At 74.2% G+C, this 21629-nt stretch carries 21 protein-coding genes; 12 read left to right on the top strand and 9 right to left on the bottom strand.

Features of this window, described 5'->3' with window-relative positions:
- Nucleotides 1-269: 269 nt before the first annotated feature.
- Both pruA and ACIQTO_RS22385 read left to right on the top strand, forming a co-directional pair.
- Nucleotides 270-1898, top strand: a complete 1629-nt coding sequence (gene pruA, locus ACIQTO_RS22380; RefSeq protein WP_402390681.1) for an L-glutamate gamma-semialdehyde dehydrogenase — start codon at nucleotides 270-272, stop codon at nucleotides 1896-1898.
- Nucleotides 1899-2021: 123 nt separating this feature from the next.
- Nucleotides 2022-2951 carry a proline dehydrogenase family protein gene (locus ACIQTO_RS22385; protein WP_402390684.1) on the top strand — a complete coding sequence of 310 codons (930 nt, stop codon included), beginning with the start codon at nucleotides 2022-2024 and terminating at the stop codon, nucleotides 2949-2951.
- A 100-nt stretch (nucleotides 2952-3051) separates the two neighbouring features.
- Here the strand turns inward: ACIQTO_RS22385 and ACIQTO_RS22390 are convergent, their stop codons facing one another.
- A complete protein-coding gene (locus ACIQTO_RS22390) occupies nucleotides 3052-3645 on the bottom strand; it encodes a Uma2 family endonuclease (RefSeq protein WP_402390687.1) in 594 nt (197 codons plus the stop codon).
- Nucleotides 3646-3793: 148 nt separating this feature from the next.
- On the opposite strand from ACIQTO_RS22390, the gene ACIQTO_RS22395 reads away from it, so the two are divergent.
- Nucleotides 3794-4486, top strand: a complete 693-nt coding sequence (locus ACIQTO_RS22395) for an RraA family protein (protein ID WP_402390690.1) — start codon at nucleotides 3794-3796, stop codon at nucleotides 4484-4486.
- A gap of 4 nt (nucleotides 4487-4490) precedes the next feature.
- Here the strand turns inward: ACIQTO_RS22395 and ACIQTO_RS22400 are convergent, their stop codons facing one another.
- The 3 genes from ACIQTO_RS22400 to ACIQTO_RS22410 all read right to left on the bottom strand — a co-directional run bounded on the left by ACIQTO_RS22400 (nucleotide 4491) and on the right by ACIQTO_RS22410 (nucleotide 7670).
- Complete coding sequence (locus ACIQTO_RS22400; RefSeq protein WP_402390692.1) at nucleotides 4491-4979, bottom strand: GNAT family N-acetyltransferase; 489 nt, start codon at nucleotides 4977-4979, stop codon at nucleotides 4491-4493.
- 79 nt (nucleotides 4980-5058) lie between these two features.
- Nucleotides 5059-6267, bottom strand: a complete 1209-nt coding sequence (locus ACIQTO_RS22405) for a TerD family protein (protein WP_402390746.1) — start codon at nucleotides 6265-6267, stop codon at nucleotides 5059-5061.
- Between the two features lie 152 nt (nucleotides 6268-6419).
- The gene (locus ACIQTO_RS22410; protein ID WP_402390695.1) at nucleotides 6420-7670 is read right to left on the bottom strand and encodes a hypothetical protein; all 1251 of its coding nucleotides are present in this window, start codon (nucleotides 7668-7670) and stop codon (nucleotides 6420-6422) included.
- 405 nt (nucleotides 7671-8075) lie between these two features.
- Between ACIQTO_RS22410 and ACIQTO_RS22415 the strand changes: the two genes are divergently transcribed.
- On the top strand, nucleotides 8076-8576 hold the full coding sequence (locus tag ACIQTO_RS22415) for an SsgA family sporulation/cell division regulator (RefSeq protein ID WP_402390698.1): 501 nt from the start codon (nucleotides 8076-8078) through the stop codon (nucleotides 8574-8576).
- On the opposite strand, the gene ACIQTO_RS22420 is transcribed toward ACIQTO_RS22415, so the two are convergent.
- The 3 genes from ACIQTO_RS22420 to ACIQTO_RS22430 all read right to left on the bottom strand — a co-directional run bounded on the left by ACIQTO_RS22420 (nucleotide 8528) and on the right by ACIQTO_RS22430 (nucleotide 11881).
- Nucleotides 8528-10030, bottom strand: a complete 1503-nt coding sequence (locus tag ACIQTO_RS22420) for a GAF domain-containing protein (protein WP_402390700.1) — start codon at nucleotides 10028-10030, stop codon at nucleotides 8528-8530. The genes ACIQTO_RS22415 and ACIQTO_RS22420 overlap by 49 nt on opposite strands.
- 190 nt (nucleotides 10031-10220) lie before the next feature.
- Entirely contained in the window at nucleotides 10221-11438 is a 1218-nt protein-coding gene (locus ACIQTO_RS22425; RefSeq protein WP_402390702.1) for a M56 family metallopeptidase, read from the bottom strand.
- On the bottom strand, nucleotides 11435-11881 hold the full coding sequence (locus ACIQTO_RS22430) for a BlaI/MecI/CopY family transcriptional regulator (RefSeq protein ID WP_402390705.1): 447 nt from the start codon (nucleotides 11879-11881) through the stop codon (nucleotides 11435-11437). The genes ACIQTO_RS22425 and ACIQTO_RS22430 overlap by 4 nt, the downstream gene beginning before the upstream one ends.
- A gap of 157 nt (nucleotides 11882-12038) precedes the next feature.
- On the opposite strand from ACIQTO_RS22430, the gene ACIQTO_RS22435 reads away from it, so the two are divergent.
- From ACIQTO_RS22435 to ACIQTO_RS22460, 6 genes are all read left to right on the top strand, one after another.
- Nucleotides 12039-12671 carry a DedA family protein gene (locus tag ACIQTO_RS22435; protein ID WP_402390708.1) on the top strand — a complete coding sequence of 211 codons (633 nt, stop codon included), beginning with the start codon at nucleotides 12039-12041 and terminating at the stop codon, nucleotides 12669-12671.
- On the top strand, nucleotides 12668-13339 hold the full coding sequence (locus ACIQTO_RS22440) for a phosphatase PAP2 family protein (RefSeq protein WP_402390711.1): 672 nt from the start codon (nucleotides 12668-12670) through the stop codon (nucleotides 13337-13339). The genes ACIQTO_RS22435 and ACIQTO_RS22440 overlap by 4 nt, the downstream gene beginning before the upstream one ends.
- Before the next feature lie 147 nt (nucleotides 13340-13486).
- Entirely contained in the window at nucleotides 13487-13999 is a 513-nt protein-coding gene (locus ACIQTO_RS22445) for a pyridoxamine 5'-phosphate oxidase family protein (RefSeq protein ID WP_402390713.1), read from the top strand.
- 210 nt (nucleotides 14000-14209) lie between these two features.
- Nucleotides 14210-15331 carry a TIGR03364 family FAD-dependent oxidoreductase gene (locus ACIQTO_RS22450; RefSeq protein WP_402390716.1) on the top strand — a complete coding sequence of 374 codons (1122 nt, stop codon included), beginning with the start codon at nucleotides 14210-14212 and terminating at the stop codon, nucleotides 15329-15331.
- An 11-nt stretch (nucleotides 15332-15342) separates the two neighbouring features.
- A complete protein-coding gene (locus ACIQTO_RS22455) occupies nucleotides 15343-16023 on the top strand; it encodes a phosphonatase-like hydrolase (RefSeq protein ID WP_402390719.1) in 681 nt (226 codons plus the stop codon).
- A 129-nt stretch (nucleotides 16024-16152) separates the two neighbouring features.
- Nucleotides 16153-16662, top strand: a complete 510-nt coding sequence (locus tag ACIQTO_RS22460) for a GNAT family N-acetyltransferase (RefSeq protein ID WP_402390721.1) — start codon at nucleotides 16153-16155, stop codon at nucleotides 16660-16662.
- A 68-nt stretch (nucleotides 16663-16730) separates the two neighbouring features.
- Here the strand turns inward: ACIQTO_RS22460 and ACIQTO_RS22465 are convergent, their stop codons facing one another.
- The gene (locus ACIQTO_RS22465) at nucleotides 16731-17393 is read right to left on the bottom strand and encodes an HAD family hydrolase (protein WP_402390724.1); all 663 of its coding nucleotides are present in this window, start codon (nucleotides 17391-17393) and stop codon (nucleotides 16731-16733) included.
- A 614-nt stretch (nucleotides 17394-18007) separates the two neighbouring features.
- Here ACIQTO_RS22465 and ACIQTO_RS22470 point away from each other — a divergent pair.
- Both ACIQTO_RS22470 and ACIQTO_RS22475 read left to right on the top strand, forming a co-directional pair.
- A complete protein-coding gene (locus ACIQTO_RS22470; protein WP_402390727.1) occupies nucleotides 18008-19465 on the top strand; it encodes a sulfatase in 1458 nt (485 codons plus the stop codon).
- Nucleotides 19466-19560: 95 nt separating this feature from the next.
- Nucleotides 19561-20607: a formylglycine-generating enzyme family protein gene (locus ACIQTO_RS22475; RefSeq protein ID WP_402390730.1), complete on the top strand. Its 1047-nt coding sequence runs from the start codon at nucleotides 19561-19563 to the stop codon at nucleotides 20605-20607.
- Between the two features lie 18 nt (nucleotides 20608-20625).
- Here the strand turns inward: ACIQTO_RS22475 and ACIQTO_RS22480 are convergent.
- The coding region (locus ACIQTO_RS22480) for a phospholipase domain-containing protein (protein WP_402390733.1) at nucleotides 20626-21629 on the bottom strand (1004 nt) is incomplete at its 5' end.

Raw genomic sequence — 21629 nt, forward strand, 5'->3', positions numbered from 1 at the left:
GGCGTACCGCCGATTTTAGCCGGGCGGACAGGACTGGGGGCGGTGAGCGGCCGGTCCCCGACCGGTGGACCGGTCCCGCCGGTGTCACCGCTCGCGCGGCGGCGACCGTGACCGCCCCGTGATCCCTTCGTCGGTCCGGACAACGCCGTACGGGGGACTTTAGCCGCCAGGCCAATCAAGTGGGGCCCGGTGCAGGAATAGCGTTCGTCCTGTGGCCGACGTGCGACCCGCGTCGGCATCCCGCATGAACCGAAGGAGAGCGTGCGCTCATGGATGCTGTGACCCAGGTCCCCGCGCCGGTGAACGAGCCGGTCCACAGCTACGCCCCCGGCAGCCCGGAACGGGCTCGCCTGGAGGCCAAGCTGAAGGAGCTGGGCGGCCAGGAGCCGGTCCAGCTGACCATGACGATCAACGGTGAGCGTCGCCTCGGCGGCGGCACCGAGATCCACGTCGTCCAGCCGCACAACCACGCGGCGAGGCTCGGAACGCTGCGCAACGCCACCCAGGCCGACGCGCAGGACGCCATCGACACTGCCCTGGCCGCTGCCCCGGCCTGGCAGGCGCTCTCCTTCGACTCGCGCGCCGCGATCTTCCTCCGCGCCGCCGACCTGCTGGCCGGCCCCTGGCGCGAGACCCTGGCCGCCGCCACCATGCTCGGCCAGTCCAAGACCGCCCAGCAGGCCGAGATCGACACCCCGTGCGAGCTGGTCGACTTCCTGCGCTTCAACGTGCACTTCGCCCGGCAGATCCTGGCCGAGCAGCCGATCTCCTCGGACGGTGTCTGGAACCGCAGCGACCACCGCCCGCTGGAGGGCTTCGTCTACGCGATCACCCCGTTCAACTTCACCGCCATCGCCGGCAACCTGCCGACCGCGCCGGCGCTGATGGGCAACGTGGTGCTCTGGAAGCCGTCCCCGACCCAGCAGTTCTCCGCGCACCTGCTGATGCAGCTGCTGGAGGAGGCCGGGCTGCCCAAGGGCGTCATCAACATGGTGACCGGCGACGGCCTGGACGTCTCCGCCGTCGCGCTGAAGCACCCGTCGCTGGCGGGCATCCACTTCACCGGCTCCACCGCGACCTTCCAGCACCTGTGGCGCACGGTCGGCGAGAACATCGCCGGCTACCGCACCTACCCGCGGATCGTCGGCGAGACCGGCGGCAAGGACTTCCTGGTCGCCCACCCGTCCGCCGACCCGGCCGTGCTGAAGACCGCGATGACCCGCGGCGCCTTCGAGTTCCAGGGCCAGAAGTGTTCGGCGCTCTCCCGGGCGTACGTCCCCGCCTCGCTGTGGGCCGGCCTCAAGGACGCCTTCCGCGACGAGGTCGAGGGCCTCACCATGGGCGACGTCAGCGACCTGTCGAACTTCATGTCGGCCGTCATCGACGAGCGCTCCTTCGCCAAGAACAAGGCCGCGATCGACCGGGCCCAGGCGGACCCGTCGGTCGAGGTGCTGGCCGGCGGCACGTACGACGACTCGGTGGGCTACTTCGTCCGCCCGACCGTGCTGGTCTGCCAGGACCCGGCCGGCGAGTACTTCAAGGACGAGTACTTCGGCCCGATCCTCGCGGTGCACGTCTACGAGGACGAGAACTACGAGCAGATGCTGGCCCAGATGGAGTCGGTGTCGCCGTACGGCCTGACCGGCTCGATCATCTCCCAGGACCGCGCGGCCGCCCAGGACGCGATGCACAAGCTGCGGTTCGCGGCCGGCAACTTCTACATCAACGACAAGCCGACCGGCGCGGTCGTCGGCCAGCAGCCCTTCGGCGGCGGCCGGGCGTCCGGGACCAACGACAAGGCCGGCGCCAAGCAGAACCTGGCGCGCTGGACCTCGACCCGTTCGGTCAAGGAGACCTTCGTCCCGCCGACGGACTACCGCTACCCGCACATGGGCTGACCTGCCCCGCCGACGCCCGGTCCCGCAGCCGGGCGTCCCCGGGGGCGGGCGGCCCCACCCCCGGCCGCCCGCCCCCGTCCTCCTCTCCTGTCACCCTTAGAAGCACCAGCTCCAGGAGTCACGATGCTCCGTTCCGCCCTTCTCGCGGCCTCCCGCTCCCCGCAGGTCCGCACCGTTGTCGAGAAGTTCCCGCCGACCCACGCGATAGTCGAGCGGTTCGTCGCCGGCGAGGCCCTCGACGACGCCGTCACCGCCTGCGACGACCTGGTCGCCACCGGCCGCAAGGTCACCCTGGACCACCTCGGTGAGGACACCAAGGACGCCGCCCAGGCCGCCGGGACCGCCGAGGCGTACGAGCACCTGCTCGCCGCGCTCAAGGACACCGGCCTGGCGGCCGGCGCCGAGGTCTCGGTGAAGCTGTCGGCCGTCGGCCAGTTCCTCCCGGTGGACGGCGAGAAGATCGCGCTGGAGAACGCCCGCCGGATCTGCGAGGCGGCCGCCGACGCGGGCACCACGGTGACCCTCGACATGGAGGACCACACCACCACCGACTCCACCCTCGCCATCGCGCGCGAGCTGCGGGCCGACTTCCCCTGGCTGGGCGTCGTGCTCCAGGCCTACCTGCGCCGCACCGAGGCCGACTGCCGCGAGTTCGCCGGCGCGGGCTCCCGGGTGCGGCTGTGCAAGGGCGCCTACAAGGAGCCCGAGTCGGTCGCCTTCCAGGGCAAGCACGAGGTGGACCTCGCGTACGTCCGCGCGCTGAAGGTCCTGATGGCCGGTGAGGGCTACCCGATGATCGCCTCGCACGACCCCAACATGATCAAGATCGCCGGCCAGCTCGCCCAGTGGAACGGCCGCAAGCGCGACTCCTTCGAGTACCAGATGCTGTTCGGCATCCGCCCCGAGGAGCAGCTGCGCCTGGCCGGCGAGGGCAACACCATGCGGGTGTACCTGCCCTACGGCGAGGAGTGGTACGGCTACTTCATGCGCCGGCTGGCCGAGCGCCCCGCCAACCTGACCTTCTTCCTGCGCGCCATGGCGACGCGGGGCTGAGGCACCGGACCGCGAACGGTCCGCACCCCTTGTGGAAGGGGGGTGCGGGCCGTTCGTCGTCTCCGGGCCTCCGGGTCGCCGGGTCCGGAGGCCGCCCGGTCTACAGGAAGGGCTTGGTGTCCAGCTCGAAGCCGAAGGGGGCGGGCAGGTCGAGCGGCTCGCCGAAGGCGGCGATGTGCACTTCGGTGTACTCGTCGCGGTGCGGCGTGCCGAAGACGCTGACCTGGGAGCGTTCGCGGTCGATCAGCAGGTAGAGCGGGATCGCGGCACGGGCGTAGCAGTGCCGCTTGGCGATCCGGTCCTGGTCGGGCTTGGTGGACGTCACCTCGGCGACCATGGCCACGCCCTGGGGGTCCATCCAGGACGGGGCGCCGCGGAAGAGGCGGAGTTCCATCGGAGCGAAGGTCGCGTCCGGGATGACGTGGTTCTTCGGGCAGAGCCCGCCGCTCTCCAGGCGTAGGCCCTTTCCGCCGGAGACCTGCATGTGGACCTCTGCCCGGCGGCTCACCTGGTCGATCAGCAAGCCGATGTAGTCCTCGTGATCGCCGTCCGGCGGTGGTGCCACGATGATCTCTCCCTCGATGAGCTCGGCCCGGAAGCCTTCGGGGGAGTGCAGGCTCAGGAAGCCCTCCAGGAGGAGGTCTTCCTCCGACGGGGAGTCCGAGATCGGTTGCTCATGCGCCACAGCACTCATGATGCCCCTCCTTCAGGTGCGAGTCACGCTAGTCGAGGCTTCGACGATCTATGCCGTACACGGTCCGCTTTCACTCGATGGTGTGAGTCCGGGGCGGGCCTACGATCGCGTTGCTGGTGAACTTGATTTCCGGTGAGAGGAGTTGGGGATGCTGAAGGCCTTCGCGGAGTTGTCGACGCCGTTGGTGGCGGACGCGTGCGTGCGGCTGGGGGTGGAGCTGCGGGCGGCGCCGGCGGGGGTCGGGCCGGTGGTGGCGGGGCACCGGGTCGCGGGGCGGGTGCTGCCGGTGCGGCACTACGGGAGCGTCGACGTGTTCCTGGAGGCGTACGGCGCGGCCGGATCCGGGGACGTGCTGGTGGTCGACAACGGCGGGCGGGTCGACGAGGCCTGCGTCGGGGACCTCGCGGTACTGGAGGCGCGGTCCGCCGGGGTGGCCGGGGTGGCGGTGTGGGGCCTGCACCGGGACACGTCGGAGCTGGTCGAGATCGGGCTGCCGGTGTTCAGCTACGGCGCGTTGCCGCTCGGTCCGGTGCGGCTCGACCCGCGGGAGCCGGAGGCGCTGGTCACCGCCCGGTTCGGGGCGCACCTGGTGAGCGCCGAGGACGTGGTGTTCGGGGACGCCGACGGCCTGCTGTTCGTGCCGGCCGCGCGACTGGACGAGGTGCTGGAGACGGCCGTCGGGATCGCGCGGACCGAACGCGCGCAGGCGGAGCGGATCCGCTCCGGCGACACGCTGCGCCGGCAGACCGCGTTCGACGACTACCTGGCGCGCCGGGCGGCCGATCCCTCGTACAGCTTCCGGCGGCATCTGCGCCGGGTCGGCGGCGCGATCGAGGAGTAGGGGCCTAGAGCGCGCGGTGCATGACGTGCAGGCCGACGTAGCCGTGGACGGGGTGGTGGAAGCCCTCGGGGAGGGTGCCCAGGATCTCGAAGCCGAGCGACCGGTACAGCCGCACCGCGCGCTCGTTGGAGGCCACCACCGCGTTGAACTGCATGGCGCGGTAGCCCGCGGCCCGTGCCCAGTCCAGGGTGTACGCGGTGAGGGCGCGCCCGACGCCCCGGCCGGAGTGCGCCGGGTCGACCATGTAACTGGCGCTCGCGATGTGCGAGCCGTTGCCCTGGTGGTTGCGGTTCATCTTGGCGCTGCCGAGGACGGTGCCGTCCTCGTCGACGGCCACCACGGTACGGCTCGGGGCGGGGAGGAGCCACCAGTCACGCCCCTGCTCGAAGGTCAGGTCGAGCGGGTAGGTGAACGTCTCGCCGGCGGCGGCGATGGTGTGGAAGAACGGCCAGACGGACGGCCAGTCCGCGGGGGTGGCTTCCCTGATCAGCATCCGGACAGGATGTCAGGCCGGCGGTCCGGGGACCAGCCGTTTTCGGGTGCCCGGGCGGCGGGCCCGGGCACCCGGGGCGTCAGAGCATCGAGGCGGCGGGCTTGACCATGGCGCGGGCGGTCTTGGCGTCCACGTACTCGCCGATCGCCGTCATCACCCACTCGCCGGAGTACTGACGGACCAGCTTGCACATCACCACGCCGGTGTGCGGCTCGGACGAGGTGAGGTCGAAACGGACCAGCTCCTGGCCGGAGCCCGCGTCCACCAGACGGCAGTAGGCGTTCTTGACGTCGGTGAACTTCTGGCCGGAGAAGGAGTTGACCACGAAGACCAGGCCGCAGACCTCGGGCGGCAGGCCGTCGAGGTGGACGGTGATCGACTCGTCGTCACCGCCGCCCTCGCCGGTGAGGTTGTCGCCGGAGTGGGCCACGGCGCCGTTGAAGATCCCCAGCTTCATGAACCAGGCGGTGTCCATCTTCTCGCGCTTGGCGTCGAAGGCGATGCAGGAGGCGTCCAGGTCGATGTTGCGGCCGCGGCCGGCGGGCTCCCAGCCGAGGCCCATCCGGACGGAGGAGAGGAAGGGCTTGCCGTTCTTCTCCAGCGAGACCGAGCCGCCCTTGGTGAGGCTCACCCGGCCCTTGTCCAGGGTGACCTTGGTGAGGCTCGGCGCGGCGGCGGCGGCGGCGGGCGGCGCGGGCGGGGCCGGCGGCATCGGGGGAGCGCTCTGCGGCATCGGCGGGGCGACCGGGGCGGCCACGGGGGCGGCGACCGGGGCGGCGGCCGCCGGGGCGGGCTCGTCCTCCACCGTGACACCGAAGTCGGTGGCGATGCCGGCCAGGCCGTTGGCGTAGCCCTGGCCGACCGCGCGGACCTTCCACGCGCCGTTGCGCTGGTAGACCTCGACCACGATCAGCGCGGTCTCGCGGCCCAGCTGGGGCGCGGTGAAGGTGGCCAGGACCTGGCCGGAGGCGGCGTCCCGGACGGTCGCGGTCGGCTCCATGCCGGCGAAGGTGGCGCCCGACTCGTCGGGGCTCGCCGTGACGACGATCTTGGTGATGCCGGCCGGGACGGCGGAGGTGTCGATGGTGATCGCGTCCGGGGTGCCGCCGGAGGCCGGGCGGTGGGTGACACCCGGGCCGTTCGGAGCGTTGAAGAACACGAAGTCGGCGTCCGAGCGCACCTTTCCGGCATCGGTCAGGAGCAGGCCGGAGACGTCCAGCGCCTTGGGTGCGGTGACCTCGACGGTCACCCGCGCGGCGGTCAGCGGGGCGTTGCCGCCTTGGGTCAGGACCGTGGACACGAACTCCTCCTCGGATGCGGTGGCACGGCGTGCGGGACCCGAGTCGGGGCTGCCGTGCCGAGTGGTACCCACAGTAACGAACGGGGTTGTCGGGACGAGCCCGATCAAGGCGGTGACCTGTCGGGTTGTCGGACGGTCGGTCAACTCGCCGGGGCGGCGAACGTCCCCAGCGCGGCGACGGCCCGCGGGCGGTGGATGCCGAACGCGGAGGCGCTCCAGCTCTCGGCCGGGGCGGCCTTGCGGGGACCGTCCGGTGTGCTCTCCCCGGGGCGGGGGGCGGCCGGCGTGGGCACGAACGGGGACGGTACCGCCGGGGACGGCGCCGCCGACGCCGGCGTGCCCGGTGCGGGTGCGCCGGTGGCGGGTGCGGTGGCGGGGAGGCTGCTCCGGACACCGAAGGTGTAGCGGCCGGGCGGGACGTCGGTGCCCGCCGGGGTGGTGAAGCGGTAGACCAGGGTGCCGCGTTCGTGGAGGGTGGTGACCACGGCGCCGGCGAGGTCGGTCCAGGCGGTGCCGGTGGCGCCGGGGCCGCCGGTGGCCGGTTCGTCGGGGCCCGGTTCGTCGGGGGCGAGCCGGAGTTCGGCCTGGAGCGCGGTGAGCGGCTCGGCGACGGTCAGGGCGAGCAGGTGGCGGGTGCCGTCGCGGCCGAGCGGCTGGACCACGGCGGACCCGGTGAGCGCGTTGTCGACGGTGCCGTCCGGGGCCGGACCGGTTCCGTCGCCGTCCTGGCCCCCGGGCGGCCGGAGCTCGGGGGCGAGGGGCGCCGGCGCGGGGGCGAACGGCCGCTGTGGCGAGGGCGAGGGGGACGGGAACGGTGGGACGACGAGGTCCGGGAGGCCGGGCTGCTGGTACGGCGGCCGGTCCGCGGGAGGCCGTCCGGCGGTGGTCCCGGGGCCGTCCTGCCGCGGCGAGGGGACGACGGTGCCCGTCGTCGGGGTGCCGACGGGCCCGCGGTCGCTGCTGCGGCCCTCGGCGAGCGGCAGGGTCGTGCCCGTGACGGGCGGCCGGGGCGCGGGGATGCCGGAGACGGGCGGGTACGAGGCGTGGAGATCGGACGCGGTCGGGCCCGAGGGGCGGACGGAGGGCCGTCCGGAGGGCGCCGGCGCGGTCGGTGCGGGTGAGGTGTCGGGGGCGGAGGCGAGGTCGGCGCGGTCGGCGCCCGGGGTGGGCGGCGGGCTCGACCCGACCCGGGCCACCCCGGCCCGGCGTCCGACCCCCTGCTGCTCGTGGAGCAGCCAGGTGGTGGCGATGCTGATGCCGACCACGGTGGACATCGCCATCGCGGCGCCGGAGAACCGCAGGGTCGGCAGCCGGAGCCGGCCGCCGAACGGCCTCGGCCGACCGTGCCGGCCGCGCTGTGTGTCCTGCCCGATCTCCTCGCGCGGAGCCACCCCGACCCTCCCTCCCCGAAGCCGTCGCTGAATTCGCCGCATTCTCCCACGCGCGGCCGACGTGCCCGAATCGCCGTCATGGGCGGACTGCCGCCGGATCACCCGGGGTCGTCCGGGGTCGCTCGTGCGGGTCCGCCGATGGACGCGCGGGGGCCCGCGCCGACAGGGGGACGAGCGTACCAGCGGGCGCCCGGCCCCTGGCCAGACCTCGGGAAGGATCGATCAACTCCGTGGACAGCCTTTTCCTGAACGGAAGTTGACGGTCCGTCTGACAAGGTGGGCAGCACAGTGGGTAAGGAGTCACGGGCGGGCACGGGGATTATTGCAACCTCCTTGCAACCCTTGCCCGTCCGGCCGGTGGTGGCGCAGGGTGGGGGCATCCCACGCCGTCCCGGAGAGACCGTCATGCCGTCCGACCCGCTGTCAGCACCCTCCAGTGCCCCTCTCGCCGCCACCCCCACGGGCGGCGATGAGGCAGGCTCCACCGCCGCTCCGGCGGCGGTGGAGGAGGTGCTGGCGCTGCGGATCTCGTTGGGCGAGGAAGTGGTCGGCGAGGTGCGGACGCGATTCCGGTTCGACGCCGAGCGCCCGTACGAGGTGCTGCTGACGTTCCATCTGGGCCGGCCGGACGAGGCCGATTGGGTGTTCTCGCGCGATCTGCTGCGCGACGGCCTGCGCTCGTTGAGCGGCCAGGGCGACGTCAAGTTGTGGCCGGCCTACTGCCCGTGCCACGGCTCGACGTTGCACCTGGCGCTCGAGTCCCCTCACGGCAGCGCGCTGCTGGAGGTCTCCAAGCCCAAGGTGCGGGCCTGGCTGGACCGGACGTACGCCCTGGTCTCGGAGGAGGCCGAGCAGACCTACGGCCCGACCGACGCCCAGCTGTCCGCGCTGCTGGCCGGCGGCTGATGCCCCGCCACCGCGGCGACCGCGTCGCCCGGGGTGCGCGGGCCCGGTAACGGGGGAGTCCCCGGCAGTCGGACGGCGCCGGAGGCCAGACCCGCCCGCAGCCGGCGCACGGCCGGCGCGGAGGAGACCGGAAGCAGGTCGTACGGGTCGTCCGGCCCGTCCACGGTGACCAGGACCGACTCGGCGAACCGGTATGGCCGGTGGGCCAGCAGGCCGCCCAGGTAGCGCCGCAGCCGGGACAGTTCGGCCCGGACCGTCACCGTGCGGGCCGGATCGCCGAAGAGCGCGTCGGCGAGCTGCGCCGCGCTGTGCCCGGTGCGCTCGGTGGCGAGCAGCAGCAGCAGTTCGGCGTGCCGCGGACTCAGCGCGTGCGACCAGCTGCCGGCGGCGCCGCGCACCGACAGCTCGGGACGGTCCGGCCGGCGCAGGTCGAGCCGGAGCCGGGCCCCCTCGGCCTGCTCGGCGGTCACCGCGGTGGTGCCCTCCCCGGTCCGCTCGCCGTCCAGCTGTCGCACCGGTCGGACCAGCCAGCCGTCGGCGAGCGGCTCGATGACGCACTCGCCGAGGCCGGGCAGCCAGTGCGCGGCGGCCGAGCTCCAGCCCTCGGCGGGCAGTCGCAGCCGGACGGGTGGCGGCAGGCCGGCCGCGCAGGCGATCCAGCCGGCGGCGTCGACCACCAGGGCCGGGCCGTTCACCCGGGCCAGCAGCGGGGCGGCCAGGGTGCGCAGGTGGTGCAACGACTCCAGGCGGCGGGCGCGCAGCTCCGTCTCGGCGAGCCGGGCCGCGGTGGCGGTCAGTTGCAGCAGGTAGGGCCGGACGCTGGTGGCCGGACCGCTGAGGTTGATGGCGCCGACCAGCCGGCCGGTGCCGGGGTCGTGCACGGGGGCGGCGACGCACGTCCAGGAGTGGTGGCTGCGCAGGTAGTGCTCGGCGGAGTGGACCTGCATCGGCCGCTGGGCGCGCAGCGCGGAGGCGATGCCGTTGGTGCCGACGCTCTCCTCGATCCAGCGGGCGCCGGTGAGGAAGCCGATCCGGTCGGCGCTGCGGCGCAGGCCGCGTTCGCCCTCCTGCCAGAGGATGTGGCCCTCGGCGTCGGCGATGGCGAGGATCAGCGGGACGTGGTCGGCCGGGTCCAGCAAGGTGTCGCGCAGGACCGGCAGCAGCACGTCGAGGCCGCTGGCGCGGCGGCGGTGCTCGACCTCGGCGGGGCCCAGGTGGACGGCGGCGGCGCCGGCGTCCGGGTCCAGCCCGAGGCGGCGCAGGCGGGCCCAGGAGTCGCCGATCTCGGGGCGGGGCCCGGACAGCGGCTGTTCGGTGTCGGTCGGCTCGGCCTCCCGGGCCGGGCCGCGGGTGAGGGGTTCGGTCAGGGCGCGGTCGTGGAGCCTGGCCAGCTCCGCCGAGGTCGACGGAGTTCGGGGCCCGGGCCGTCGGGTCTGCCGTCCGGTCTGCCGCACTCGTCCTGCTCCTCGCCGCCGATCGAGGGCGCGTCGGGGCCGACGCGCTGACGAAAGAGTACGGGGGTCGCCCGGTCCTGGGGACGGGGTCCGCCAACTAGGGCCGATGAGCGGTATCAGAGTGGACATGCCAACAAGTGATGGGTGTCCCGACGTCGGGAATCGGCCCGGCGCACGCCCCGGGCGCGGCTCAGCGCGGGCCGCCCGCCTCCTGCTGGGCGGCCTCGACGGTGTGGTGGAGGTCGGCGCCGGCGTCCAGGGTGGCGGCCGTGGTCAGCGCCAGGCAGGCGGCGAGGACGAGCGCGGCGGCGGTCCGGCGGCCGGTGCCGGAGGCGGCCGGGCGCGGTTGCAGCAGGGCCGCGACCCGGCGCGGGACCGGGCCGGAGTGGGCGGCGGGGGCCAGCCCGGGGCGGGCCGGGCGGGGCGAGCGGCTCGCCGCCAGGGCGGCCCGGCCCACCGCGCGGGCGGTGACGGTGCGGTCGCCGACCTGCTCGGCGGCGACCTCGTCGGCCCAGCGCTCCAGGTGGTAGCCGAGCGGCGCGCGCAGTGGCCGCAGCGCCGGATGGACGGCGGCGGCGTGCTCGGCGAGGGCCAGGAAGAGGTGGTGGCGGCCGGCGAGGTGGGCGCGCTCGTGGGCCAGCAGCGCGGCCCGCTCGGGGGCGCTGAGGGCGCGCAGCATCCCGGCGGTGACCACGATCCGTCCCGGTTCGCCGGGCCGTCCGGGGCGGCGGAGGCGGCCGGGAAGGGCGAAGGCGTCGGCCCGGTCGTCGTCCAGGACGGCCAGCGGGTGCTGTCCGGCGGGGTGGAGCAGGGCGTGGAAGAGGGCGTGGGCGCGGCGTCGGAGGGCGTGGAGGTAGTGCGCGAGGGCGCCCGTACGGGTGGTCTGCCGGGGACCGCTGGTGCGCGCTCGGCGCATGGAGGCGCACGGGGGGCGCATGTCCGGATGCTGGTCACCGCGGTGCGGTTCGGTCGGACCCGGCTGCGCCGCCCTGGCGGGGGAATCGGGGGTGTCCGGGCCCGCAGGGGCGACGGGGCTCGCGGGGTCGACGGGGCCGAGCGCCGCGCGGGCGGTCCGCAGCTCGTTCCGGCGCAGGCGGGCGGTCCGCAGGGCCAGGGTCGTCAGGACGGCCAGCGCCGCTCCGGCCAGGGCGGCCGGGAGCCCCGCGGCGGGGCCGTCGGCGGCCGGCCAGGGCAGCGACAGGTGGCCGAGCGCGGCGACGGCGGGCAGCTGGAGCAGACCCTCGGCGGTCAGCAGGCCGAGCGAGCAGAGCGTGCCGACGGCCAGTACGGCGGAGGCGGTGGCCAGGGTCCAGGCGGCGGCCCGGGGCGGCAGGGCGTCGGCCAGCCGGCGGGCCGGCCGGGCGGCGAGGAAGGGCAGCAGCAGCGGTACCCAGACGGCGAGGATCACGGGGCGACCGGTCCGGTGGCGCCCCTCGGGTCCGTGCCCGCGCCGGTGCCCGTCGCTTCGTCCGCGCCCCCGTCCGCGCCCCCGCCGAGGAGCTCGCGCAGCAGCCGCTCGTCCTCGGTGGAGAGGTCGGAGACGAAGCGGGCCAGCACGGTCGAGCGGTCCGCCTCCCGCCCCAGCTCGGTGTGCATCCGGCGGGCGGCGAGGCCGGCCGGGTCCTGGACGGTCGGGGTGTAGGCGTAGGCGCGCCCCGCCCGGGTGCGTTCCAGCGTGCCCTTGTCGTGCAGCCGGGCCAGGATCGTCGCGACGGTGGTCCGTGCGAGGCCGCCGCCGAGGGCCGTCTGGACGTCCTGGGGCGTCAGCGGTTCGCGTGCGGCCCAGAGGGTGGCCAGCACCTCGGCCTCCAGCTCCCCGGCGGGCCGGCGGGCGGACGGTACGTCGGACATGGCGGCGATTCCTCCAGGTTTCGTCTACAGTCGTGTAGACCGTCTACGTCACTGTAGACGGTCGAGGGCGTGCTCCGCAGAAGTCGCCCTCCAACGTACGGGAGGTCCGCCAACCTTGCTCCAGTCGTCCGTCGCTCCGGCCGTTCACGCTCTCGCGGTGAACCCGCTGGACGCCTCCTCGCTCCTCGCCGCCTTCGGGGCACTCGGCATCGCCGTCGTGCTCTTCGCCGAGACCGGGCTGCTCGTGGGGTTCTTCCTGCCCGGCGACTCGCTGCTGTTCACCGCCGGCCTGCTCTGCGTCCCCGGTGCCACCAAGGGGCCGCAGCTGGAGCTCTACCAGGTGCTGCCGGCCGCCTTGGCGGGCGCGCTGATCGGCGCCCAGGTCGGCTTCCTGATCGGCCGGCGCGGCGGCCGCGCGCTGTTGCAGCGCTCCGAGAACAAGAGCCTGAAGCACGGTGTCGAGCGGGCCGAGGAACTGCTCGCCAAGTACGGCTACGGCAAGGCGATCGTGCTCGGACGGTTCATCCCGGTGGTCCGGACGGTGCTCAACCCGCTCTGTGGCGTGCTGGAGGTGCCGGTGCGCACGTTCACGCTCTGGCAGGTGGTGGGCGGCGTGATCTGGACCGTCGGCGTGGTGCTGGCCGGATACGCGCTCGGCTCGTCGGTGCCCAGTATCGACCGGTACCTGCTTCCCATCATCGGTCTGGTAGTAGTTGTCTCCGTGATCCCGATTGTTCTTGAATTGTTCCGGGCCCGGAAGGCCCGGCGTCACGGCGGTGACGCCCGATGACGCCCTCCCGCGCGCTGGCCGTCTACGACGGCAGCGGAATCGACGGCGGCCTCTACACCCGGGTGGTCGGGTGGGCGGACGCCGCGCCGCACTGGCTCGACCAGGTGATCAAGGTCTGGTCCGCGCTGGGGCTCGGCCTGTTCGCCGTCCTCATGGTCCTGGCGTGGTGGCGGGCGCGCGGCGCCGGCCCCGTCGTGATGGCCAGGGTGCTGGCCTCGCCGCTGATCGTGGTCGTCGCCTATGTCGTCAACTCCGGGTTCAAGGGCGTGGTGGAGGAGGTCCGGCCGTGCGCCCAGCTCGGGGTGCGCGGCACCCTGGAGGCCTGTCCGGGCGCCGGTGACTGGTCCTTCCCCAGCAACCACACGGTGATCGCCTTCGCCGCCGCGACGGCGCTCTGGTTCGCCGACCGGCGGCTGGGCGCGGTCGCCGCGGTCGCCGCCGCGCTGATGGGCGCCTCCCGGGTCTGGGTCGGCGTGCACTACCCGCACGACGTGCTGGTCGGTGCGCTGGTCGGGGTCCTGGCGGCGGTCCCGCTCGCGCTGGCCGCCGGACGGGCCGCGCCGCTGGTCGAGCGGGCGCGCGACGGCGCGCTGCGACCGTTGCTGGGCGCGGGCGCCGTCGCGTCGGCGGCCGGTGGCCGGCCGTCGCTGGAGGCGCAGCGGCGCTGACTTCCGTGACCCGCCCGGCCCTTGTGTGGCCGAGGTGGCGGGGAGAGCATGTGAGCCGGGCGTGGGGCCTTCGACGGGCACCCGCCCGGCTCAGTCGTGCCGGGGTGCCGCGGCGCCCCGGCGTGTCCGTGGAGGGAAGTGCCGCCGATGCCGTACCGACTCGACCCCACCCGGGGTGACCGGCCCGCCGAGGAACTCCGCAAGGGCGTGGAGGCGCTGCTGGCCGAGGCCATGGTGCTCACGCTCGCCACCGCCGGCCACGAGCACGGCCCGCACGCCAACCTGGCCTTCTTCGCCCACGACGACGACCTCGTCCTGTACTTCGTCAGCGAGCGCGCCACCCGGCACAGCCACCACCTGGCCGAGGAGGCCAGGGCGTCGGCCACCGTCTTCCTGCCGCCGCCGGTCTTCGGGGAGCAACTGCGCGGGATCCAGCTGACCGGCAGCGCGGGCGAGGCGTGGGGGCACCAGGCGGAGGCGGCGCTGGCCGCGTACCGGGGGCGGTTCCCGTCCTTCGCCCGGGAGGAGGACGTCCGGCGGCAGTTCCTGACCGGGGGCGGGGCGGCGGCGCTGTACCGGTTCCAGGTGGAGGAGCTGACGGTGGTGGACGAGCCCCACTTCGGGCGGCGCAACTACCTGCGGGCGACCGTGGTGCGCTGAGCGGCCGGCCGCGCTCCGGCGGGGGTCCGGCCGGTCGTCACGGGCGGGCCTGCGGCGGTCGGGCCGGTGCTGGTCGGGCCGGTGCTGGTCGGCCCGACGCGCCCCGGCCGGGCCCGTGCGGCCGGGTTGGCTATACAACTTTTCGGTCGGTTCACCTGTGCGCCGCTGTTCGGACTCCCCTCGGCCACCTCGCGGCACCAGCCTGGCCGCATGAGAGTCATCGTCGTAGGAGCAGGCGTGCTCGGCACCATGCACGCCTGGCAGGCCGTCGAGCGCGGTCATGAGGTCGTCCACCTGGAGCGCGAGGCCGAGGCGCGCGGCGCCTCCGTGCGCAACTTCGGACTGGTCTGGGTCAGCGGCCGGGCCGCGGGGGAGGAGCTGGACACCGCGCTGCGCGCCCGCGAGCTGTGGGAGCGGATCGGCGCGAAGGTGCCCGAGCTCGGCTTCCGGGCCAACGGCTCGCTCACCGCGATCCGCACCGAGGCCGAACTCGCCGTCGCCGAACAGGCGATGACCCTGCCCGACGCGGCCGCGCGCGGCTACCGGCTGCTGGACGCGGCCGAGACGCGGGCCGCCAACCCGGCGCTGCGCGGCAAGCTGCTCGGCGCGCTCCGGTGCGACCGGGACGCCGCCGTCGAGCCGCGCACCGCCCAGCCCGCGCTGCGCGCCGCACTGCTGGCCGGCGGCCGGTACACCTTCCTCCCCGGGCGCGAGGTGCGCGAGGTGATCGGCGAGAACGCCGTCCGGGACGACCACGGTGACGTCCACACCGGCGACCTGGTCATCCTCTGCACCGGCGCCTGGCTGGGCGGCCTGGTGCGCGAGCTGGCGCCCGAACTGCCCGTCCGCAAGGTGCGGCTGCAGATGATGCAGACCGACCCGCTCGGCGAGGAGCTCACCACCTCGGTCGCCGACGGCGACAGCTTCCGCTACTACCCCGCCTTCGCCGGTGACGCGTTGGAGCGACTGAAGGCCGCGCAGCCCCAGCCGCCGGTCGCCGCCGAGCACAAGATGCAGCTGCTGATGGTCCAGCGCGAGGACGGCGGCCTCACCATCGGCGACACCCACGAGTACGACCAGCCGTTCGGCTTCGACGTCGTCGAGGATCCGTACGACCACCTGGTCGGGGTGGCCGAGGAACTGCTCGGCCGGCCGCTGCCCCGGGTGCGCCGCCGGTGGGCCGGGGTGTACGCGCAGTGCGTGGACACCACCCGGGTCGTCCACCGGGAGCGGGTCCGCGACGCCGTCTGGCTGGTCACCGGCCCCGGTGGCCGCGGCATGACCTGCTCGCCGGCCATCGCCGAGACCACCGCCGAACTCGCCAATCTCTAGAGGTAGTTGATATGTCGATTGATATCCGTCTCGTTGTGCTCGACATGGCCGGCACCACGGTGGCCGACGACGGCCTGGTCGAGCGGGCCTTCCAGGCCGCCGCCGGCGCGCTCGGCGTCGAGGCCGGCAGCCCCGAGCACGCACGCATGCTGGAGCACGTCCGGGCCACCATGGGCGAGTCCAAGATCTCCGTCTTCCGCCACCTGTTCGGCGCGGAGGAGAAGGCCCGGGCGGCCAACGCCGCCTTCGAGGCCGCCTACCACGACCTCGTCGACGCGGGCCACTGCGCCGCGCTGCCGGGGGCGGCCGAGGCGATCGCCGAACTCCGGGGCCAGGGCCGCACGGTGGTCCTCACCACCGGCTTCTCCCGGTCCACCCAGGACCGCATCCTGGCCGCCCTGGGGTGGGAGTCGATCGCCGACCTCACCCTCTGCCCGGCCGAGGCCGGCCGCGGCCGCCCGTACCCGGACCTGGCGCTCACCGCCCTGCTGCGCACCGGGACCGAGTCGGTCCGGCAGATCGCCGTCGCCGGGGACACCGGCTACGACATGCTGACCGGCACCCGGGCGGGTGCCCCGGTGGTGGCCGGCGTGCTGACCGGCGCCCACGACGAGGCGCGCCTGCGGGCCGACGGCGCGACGCACGTGCTGACGTCGATCGCCGAGCTGCCGGCGCTGCTCGCCCAGGGCTGAGCCCGCACCGGCCCCGGTTCCCCCTCGACGGGGGAGCCGGGGCCGGCCGGAGCCGGCCCGCCGGGTCGCGAAAACCCGTTGCGCCCGGAGCGGACCACCCGGGAGGCTGGCCGGCCGGAGGCGATGAACATGGTTGACGTGGTCCTGCGACTGTCGGTGCGCGATCTGGCGCATGCCGACCTGGCGTCCTGCGGGTGGTCCGGGTCTGATCTCCATCTCGTGGGCGTGGCACAGCAGTTGGCGCGTGCCGCCCGTGGTGAGGTCGACTATCTCGCGGTCTGCACGCCGACGGACCTGCCGGTGGCGAAGGCCGGTGTCGACTACCGGGCCGCCGAGGGCGCCGGGACGATCTGGCAACTGGCCGTCCACCCCGCGCTGCAGTCGTGCGGGATCGGCACGCTCCTCATCGGGGCCGCGGAGCAGCGGATCGGGAGCCGCGGTCTGCGCCGTGCCGAACTCGGCGTGGAGGAGGACAACTCCCGGGCCCGGGCCCTGTACGAGCGGCTGGGCTACGTCGCCCACGAGCGGCGGCTCGACGCGTGGGACGAACGGGCCCCGGACGGCTCGCTGCGCCGCCACGAGACGATGTGCGTCCGGATGCGCAAGGAGCTGACCCCGGGAGCCGACGGCTCCGGCTGAGCGCGCGGGAGTCCGCCGTGCGCGCGGGCGCCCACCCGGTCGGATGGCGACACCGCGCGCGGGCGGGTTCAGCGGGCGCCGAGGAGGGCGGGCAGGTCGCGCATGTCGTGGAAGACGACGGTGCCGGGGCCCGCCAGCCGCTCGGCCGGGGTCAGACCGCCGGCGTACCCGAAGGCGCGCATGCCCGCCGCGCGGGCGGCCCGGACGCCGGGCGCGCTGTCCTCGACCACCGCGCAGGCGGCCGGCGGGACGCCCATCCTGGCGGCCGCGTACAGGAAGAGGTCGGGGGCGGGCTTGCCGCGGTCGACCTCGGTGGCGCTGTAGATGCGCCCGGCGAAGCGCCGGTGCAGACCGGTGCGGCCGAGGGTGTGCGCCATCTTCTCGTGCGAGCCGCTGGACGCGACACAGGTCGGCAGGGAGATCGCGTCGAGCGCCTCCGGCAGACCGTCGACGGCGGTGAGGCCGGCGTCCACCTCCTCGGCGTGCCGGCGCACGAACTCCGCCGACCAGTGCGCGGCCGTCTCCTCGCCGAGCCGTTCGACGACCTGCTCGTGGATCGATGCCTGGGAACGCCCGATGAACCGTTCGACGACCTCGGCCTCGGTGAGCGGCCAGCCCAGTTCGGCGCCCAGGGCGACCTGGACCCGGGCCGCGATCCGTTCGCTGTCGACGAGGACGCCGTCGCAGTCGAAGATGACGAGTGCTATCGGCGCTTCGGGTGAGGTGATCATGGCGGCAGCTTAGGTCCCGCCCGGCCGGACGGGACCTGGTGAGGGCCTCCGCCGCGCAGGGCCGGGCCCGCGCGGGCCGGGTGGTGTCCGGTCCTGCCGGGTCAACGTCCGGAGCGGGGTGAGGACACCGGAGAGCCACGTGGCGAGACGGTGGGAAACGTGCGGTGCGGGGCCCGAAACGGCGCCGCAACAAAGGCGTACGCGGTATTGCCAGCGCTTCCCGGAAGCTTCTACAGTCGCTCGCATGGCAGCTGGAGAGTTCTTGGCTGCTCGTCGGCATGTCGATTTCGGACGGCTGGCGAGCACCCTCTGTACGGCCGACGCGGCGTGATTCGGTGACGGTGCCCCGGTAGGTGCGCGGGCCCGGCCGAAGCTCGTCGAGATCCCTCGGAACACCCCTCCCACCTGCATGGTTCGTGCGCTGGGGGGCTGGGCCCGGTTTCTTGCAGGCGGATCACCGGCGCATCGCCGACGTCCCGGGTGCCGTCCGCGCACGGTCGCGGACAGTCGGCGGGCCGGATTTCCGCACACCCGTCCGTGATTTCGGTGCGATCGCGCGGAATTCCGCCGCGGCCGGTCCGGCCGGAATCGCCGAAGCAGTACGGAGGAATTCCATGAGCGATTCGACGAGTGATTCGACGGGCAATTCTGCGAGCGCGCCGGAGACCGGCGGGCCGGCCGGGGTCGGCCGGCGCGGCTTTCTCGCGGGCGCCGCCGCCGTGGCGGCGACCGCCGCGGCCCCGGCCGCGCTCCAGGTGGCCGCCGCCCGGCCCGCGGCCGCCGCGACCGGTGCCGCCCGGCCGAACATCCTCCTGATCGTCACCGACGACCAGCCCAAGCAGACCGACTGGGCGATCCGGCGGACCGTCGACTGGATCGCCGGCCAGGGCGTCCGGTTCACCCACGGGCATGTCACCACGCCGCTCTGCGCACCGTCGCGGTCGTCGGTGTTCTCCGGCCGGTACGCCCACAACCACGGCGTGCGCAACAACGGCGCCTCGTACAGCCTGGACCAGCACACCACCGTGCAGCGCTACCTCCAGCAGGCCGGCTACCGCACCGGGCTGTTCGGCAAGTACCTCAACTCCTGGACCCTGGCGGACAACCCGCCGCACTTCGAGGAGTGGGCGCTGCTCCAGCCCGCCTACAACGACGCCCGCTGGAACATCAACGGCACGGTCCAGACGCTCACCGGCTACACCACCGACATCGTCAGGAACCGCACGCTGTCCTTCCTGGACAAGGCCGCCACCGACACCCGCCCGTGGTTCGCCTACGTGACCCCGTACGCCTCGCACGCGCCCAACGTCCCGGCGGACACGTACGCCGACACGGTGGTGCCGCCGTGGAACGGCCGCCCGTCGGTGCCCGAGGCCGACCGCAGTGACAAGCCCGAGTACATCCAGAACGCCACCGCCACCCTCGCCGACGCCCAGGCGCTGCGGACCAGGCAGTTGCGGACCCTGCTCTCCGTCGACGACGCCGTCCAGGCGATCCACGACAAGCTGGCGGCGCTCGGCCAGCTCGACAACACCCTGGTCGTCTACCTCGGCGACAACGGCTTCACCTGGGCCGACCACGGCTGGAGCAAGAAGTCCGTGCCGTACTCCCCGGCCCACGAGGTGCCGTTCTACCTCTCCTGGCCGGCCGGCGGGCTCGGTGCGGGCACGGTCGACAACCGGGTCGTCGCCAACATCGACATCGCCCCGACCATCCTCGACGCCGCCGGCATCACCCCGGACACCCCGCAGGACGGCCACTCGCTGCTCACCGGGTACAGCAGGGAGCACCTGCTGGTCGAGTGGTGGAAGCAGGGCACGGCGGCGGGCGGCCCGCCCACCTGGTCCTCGTACGTCGCGAAGGACCGGCAGTACACCGAGTACTACGCGCTGCACACCGATGCGAACGGCACCGTCTCCGGCACGGGCGCGGTGAAGTTCCGCGAGTACTACGACCTGGCCGCCGACCCGTACCAGCTGTCCAACCTGCTGTACCAGGCGACGCCGCAGCAGGAGGCGGCGCTCGGAATCCCGGGGCTGGCGGCGCAGTTGGCCGCCGACCAGGTGGCCTGACCGTCCGACCGCCGGTGGTCGGCGCCCCGCACCCGGTCCGCCGGTGCGGGGCGCCGGCCCCGGCCCGATCACCGCGGAACGAGGAACGGAACACCGTGCCGACGACCACCGAGCCCTGCTGCACCCCCGGCCGAGGGGCGGACGCCCCCGTCGCGCTCGCCGCACCCGTCCTGCTCGCCGCCCCCGTCGTGGCCGCTCCCGTCGTCGCCGCTCCCGTCGTGCCGGTACCCGTCGCGCCGGCGTCCGTCGACCCGAGGGCCGCGCGCGTCGCGGGCCGGCTGACCGGGCTGCCCGGCGGCCGGTTCCTGATGGGTACGGAGGACCGGACGGGCTATCCGGCCGACGGCGAAGGACCGGTGCGCGAGGTCGAGTTGAGCCCGTTCCGGATCGCGCCGACCACGGTGACCAACGCCGCGTTCGCGACCTTCGTCAAGGCCACCGGCTACCGGACCGAGGCCGAGGGCTTCGGCTTCTCCTTCGTCTTCGAGGGCTTCCTGCCCGAGGAACTCGCCGCCGCCGCACCGCCGGTGGCCGCCGTGCCGTGGTGGCGGGCGGTGGCCGGGGCGAGCTGGCGGGCGCCGGAGGGCCCCGGCTCCTCCGTCACGACGCGGCAGAACCACCCCGCCGTGCACGTGTCGTGGCACGACGCGCAGGCGTACTGCGCCTGGTCCGGCACCCGGCTGCCGACCGAGGCCGAGTGGGAGTACGCCGCCCGGGGCGGCCTGGAGCAGAAGCGCTACCCCTGGGGCGACGAACTCGCCCCAGGGGGGAAGCACCTGTGCAACATCTGGCGGGGCGTCTTCCCGACGCTGAACACGGCGGAGGACGGTCACCGGGGCACGGCCCCGGTGACCGCCTTCCGGCCGAACGGCTTCGGGCTGTACAACACCGTCGGCAACGTCTGGGAGTGGTGCGCGGACCGGTTCAGCCCCGGCTTCCACCGCACCGGGCCGCGCCGTGACCCGGCCGGGCCGCCGGACGGCTCGGCGCGGGTGATGCGCGGCGGCTCCCACCTGTGCCACGCGTCGTACTGCCACCGCTACCGGGTGGCGGCGCGCAGTTCGAACACGCCCGACAGCGCGGCCGGCAACATCGGCTTCCGGGTCGCGGCCGGCCCGGTGGCGCCGGGCTCGGCCGGCTGACGGCCCGGTCGGCCGGGCTCAGTGCAGCGTGCCCGCGTAGCGCTGGGCGAAGCGGGTGCCGGTGGGGGCGGTGACGGTGACGTCGTAGCGGGACCGGTCGAGCGGGTAACTGGTGGTGGTGCTGGACGCCGGGGCGACCCGGACGGTCTGGACGGTGCCCGCGTAGTCGTTGGGCGTGAGGGTGAAGGTGATCGCGGTCCGCCCGGCGTTGGACAGCCGGACGGTGAGCGCCGTGGCGCCCGGCGTGGCGGTCACCACGGGAACGGCGATGTCGTCCTGGCCGTCGCGGACGACGGTGCCGGCGAAGCGGCGGACGAAGCCGTCGGGGCCGTGGACGGTGAAGTCGTAGCGGCCGTCGGTGGCGGCGGCGTCCCAGGTGTACGTGCGGGAGGCGCCCGGGGCGACCGTGAACGGGGTGCCGGCGAAGGCGTACACGATGTTGGGGTAGACGGTGCAGGGGAAGGCGACCGTGCCGTCGTTGCTCAGGGTGCAGGTGATCAGACCGGTGGCGCGGTCGACGGTGATGTCGGCCCAGGGCTGGTAGGGGAGGTGGCGGTGGGGGCGTTCGCCGGGTTCCTGGACGGGCATCGACTGGGTGCCGAGGGCGGGCAGGGCGACGCCGGGGAGTTTGGCGCCGGCGTCGGACTTGGCCATCAGGGCCACGGTGTCGGGCAGTTGGGGGATGGACCAGTCGGGGGCGGCGAAGTCGAAGCAGCTGGTGAGGTCGCCGCAGACGGCGCGGCGCCAGGCGGAGATGTTGGGCTCGGCGACCCCGGTGACCCGTTCCATGAAGCGCAGGACGGAGGTGTGGTCGAAGACCTGGGAGTTGACCCAGCCTCCGCGTGACCAGGGCGAGGCGACCCACAGTGGTACCCGGTTGCCCAGGCCGATCGCGCGGCCCTGGGTGAACTCCTCGGGGGTGCCGGTCTCGGGGGTGGGCGGCACCATGTGGTCGAAGTAGCCGTCGTTCTCGTCGTACATGACGAGGAAGACGGTGTGCTGCCACACGGCGGGGTTGGACA

Source organism: Kitasatospora sp. NPDC091207, assembly GCF_044768625.1.
Classification (GTDB): domain Bacteria; phylum Actinomycetota; class Actinomycetes; order Streptomycetales; family Streptomycetaceae; genus Kitasatospora.

Bases quoted from the DNA above. Each gene is read 5' to 3' on its own strand.
- ACIQTO_RS22385 (WP_402390684.1), top strand. From the start codon at position 2,022: ATGCTCCGTTCCGCCCTTCTCGCGGCCTCCCGCTCCCCGCAGGTCCGC.
- ACIQTO_RS22470 (WP_402390727.1), top strand. From the start codon at position 18,008: ATGAGCGATTCGACGAGTGATTCGACGGGCAATTCTGCGAGCGCGCCG.
- ACIQTO_RS22395 (WP_402390690.1), top strand. From the start codon at position 3,794: ATGCTGAAGGCCTTCGCGGAGTTGTCGACGCCGTTGGTGGCGGACGCG.
- pruA (WP_402390681.1), top strand. From the start codon at position 270: ATGGATGCTGTGACCCAGGTCCCCGCGCCGGTGAACGAGCCGGTCCAC.
- ACIQTO_RS22400 (WP_402390692.1), bottom strand. From the start codon at position 4,979: ATGCTGATCAGGGAAGCCACCCCCGCGGACTGGCCGTCCGTCTGGCCG.
- ACIQTO_RS22430 (WP_402390705.1), bottom strand. From the start codon at position 11,881: ATGTCCGACGTACCGTCCGCCCGCCGGCCCGCCGGGGAGCTGGAGGCC.
- ACIQTO_RS22390 (WP_402390687.1), bottom strand. From the start codon at position 3,645: ATGAGTGCTGTGGCGCATGAGCAACCGATCTCGGACTCCCCGTCGGAG.
- ACIQTO_RS22445 (WP_402390713.1), top strand. From the start codon at position 13,487: ATGCCGTACCGACTCGACCCCACCCGGGGTGACCGGCCCGCCGAGGAA.
- ACIQTO_RS22450 (WP_402390716.1), top strand. From the start codon at position 14,210: ATGAGAGTCATCGTCGTAGGAGCAGGCGTGCTCGGCACCATGCACGCC.
- ACIQTO_RS22465 (WP_402390724.1), bottom strand. From the start codon at position 17,393: ATGATCACCTCACCCGAAGCGCCGATAGCACTCGTCATCTTCGACTGC.
- ACIQTO_RS22415 (WP_402390698.1), top strand. From the start codon at position 8,076: ATGCCGTCCGACCCGCTGTCAGCACCCTCCAGTGCCCCTCTCGCCGCC.
- ACIQTO_RS22455 (WP_402390719.1), top strand. From the start codon at position 15,343: ATGTCGATTGATATCCGTCTCGTTGTGCTCGACATGGCCGGCACCACG.
- ACIQTO_RS22440 (WP_402390711.1), top strand. From the start codon at position 12,668: ATGACGCCCTCCCGCGCGCTGGCCGTCTACGACGGCAGCGGAATCGAC.
- ACIQTO_RS22460 (WP_402390721.1), top strand. From the start codon at position 16,153: ATGGTTGACGTGGTCCTGCGACTGTCGGTGCGCGATCTGGCGCATGCC.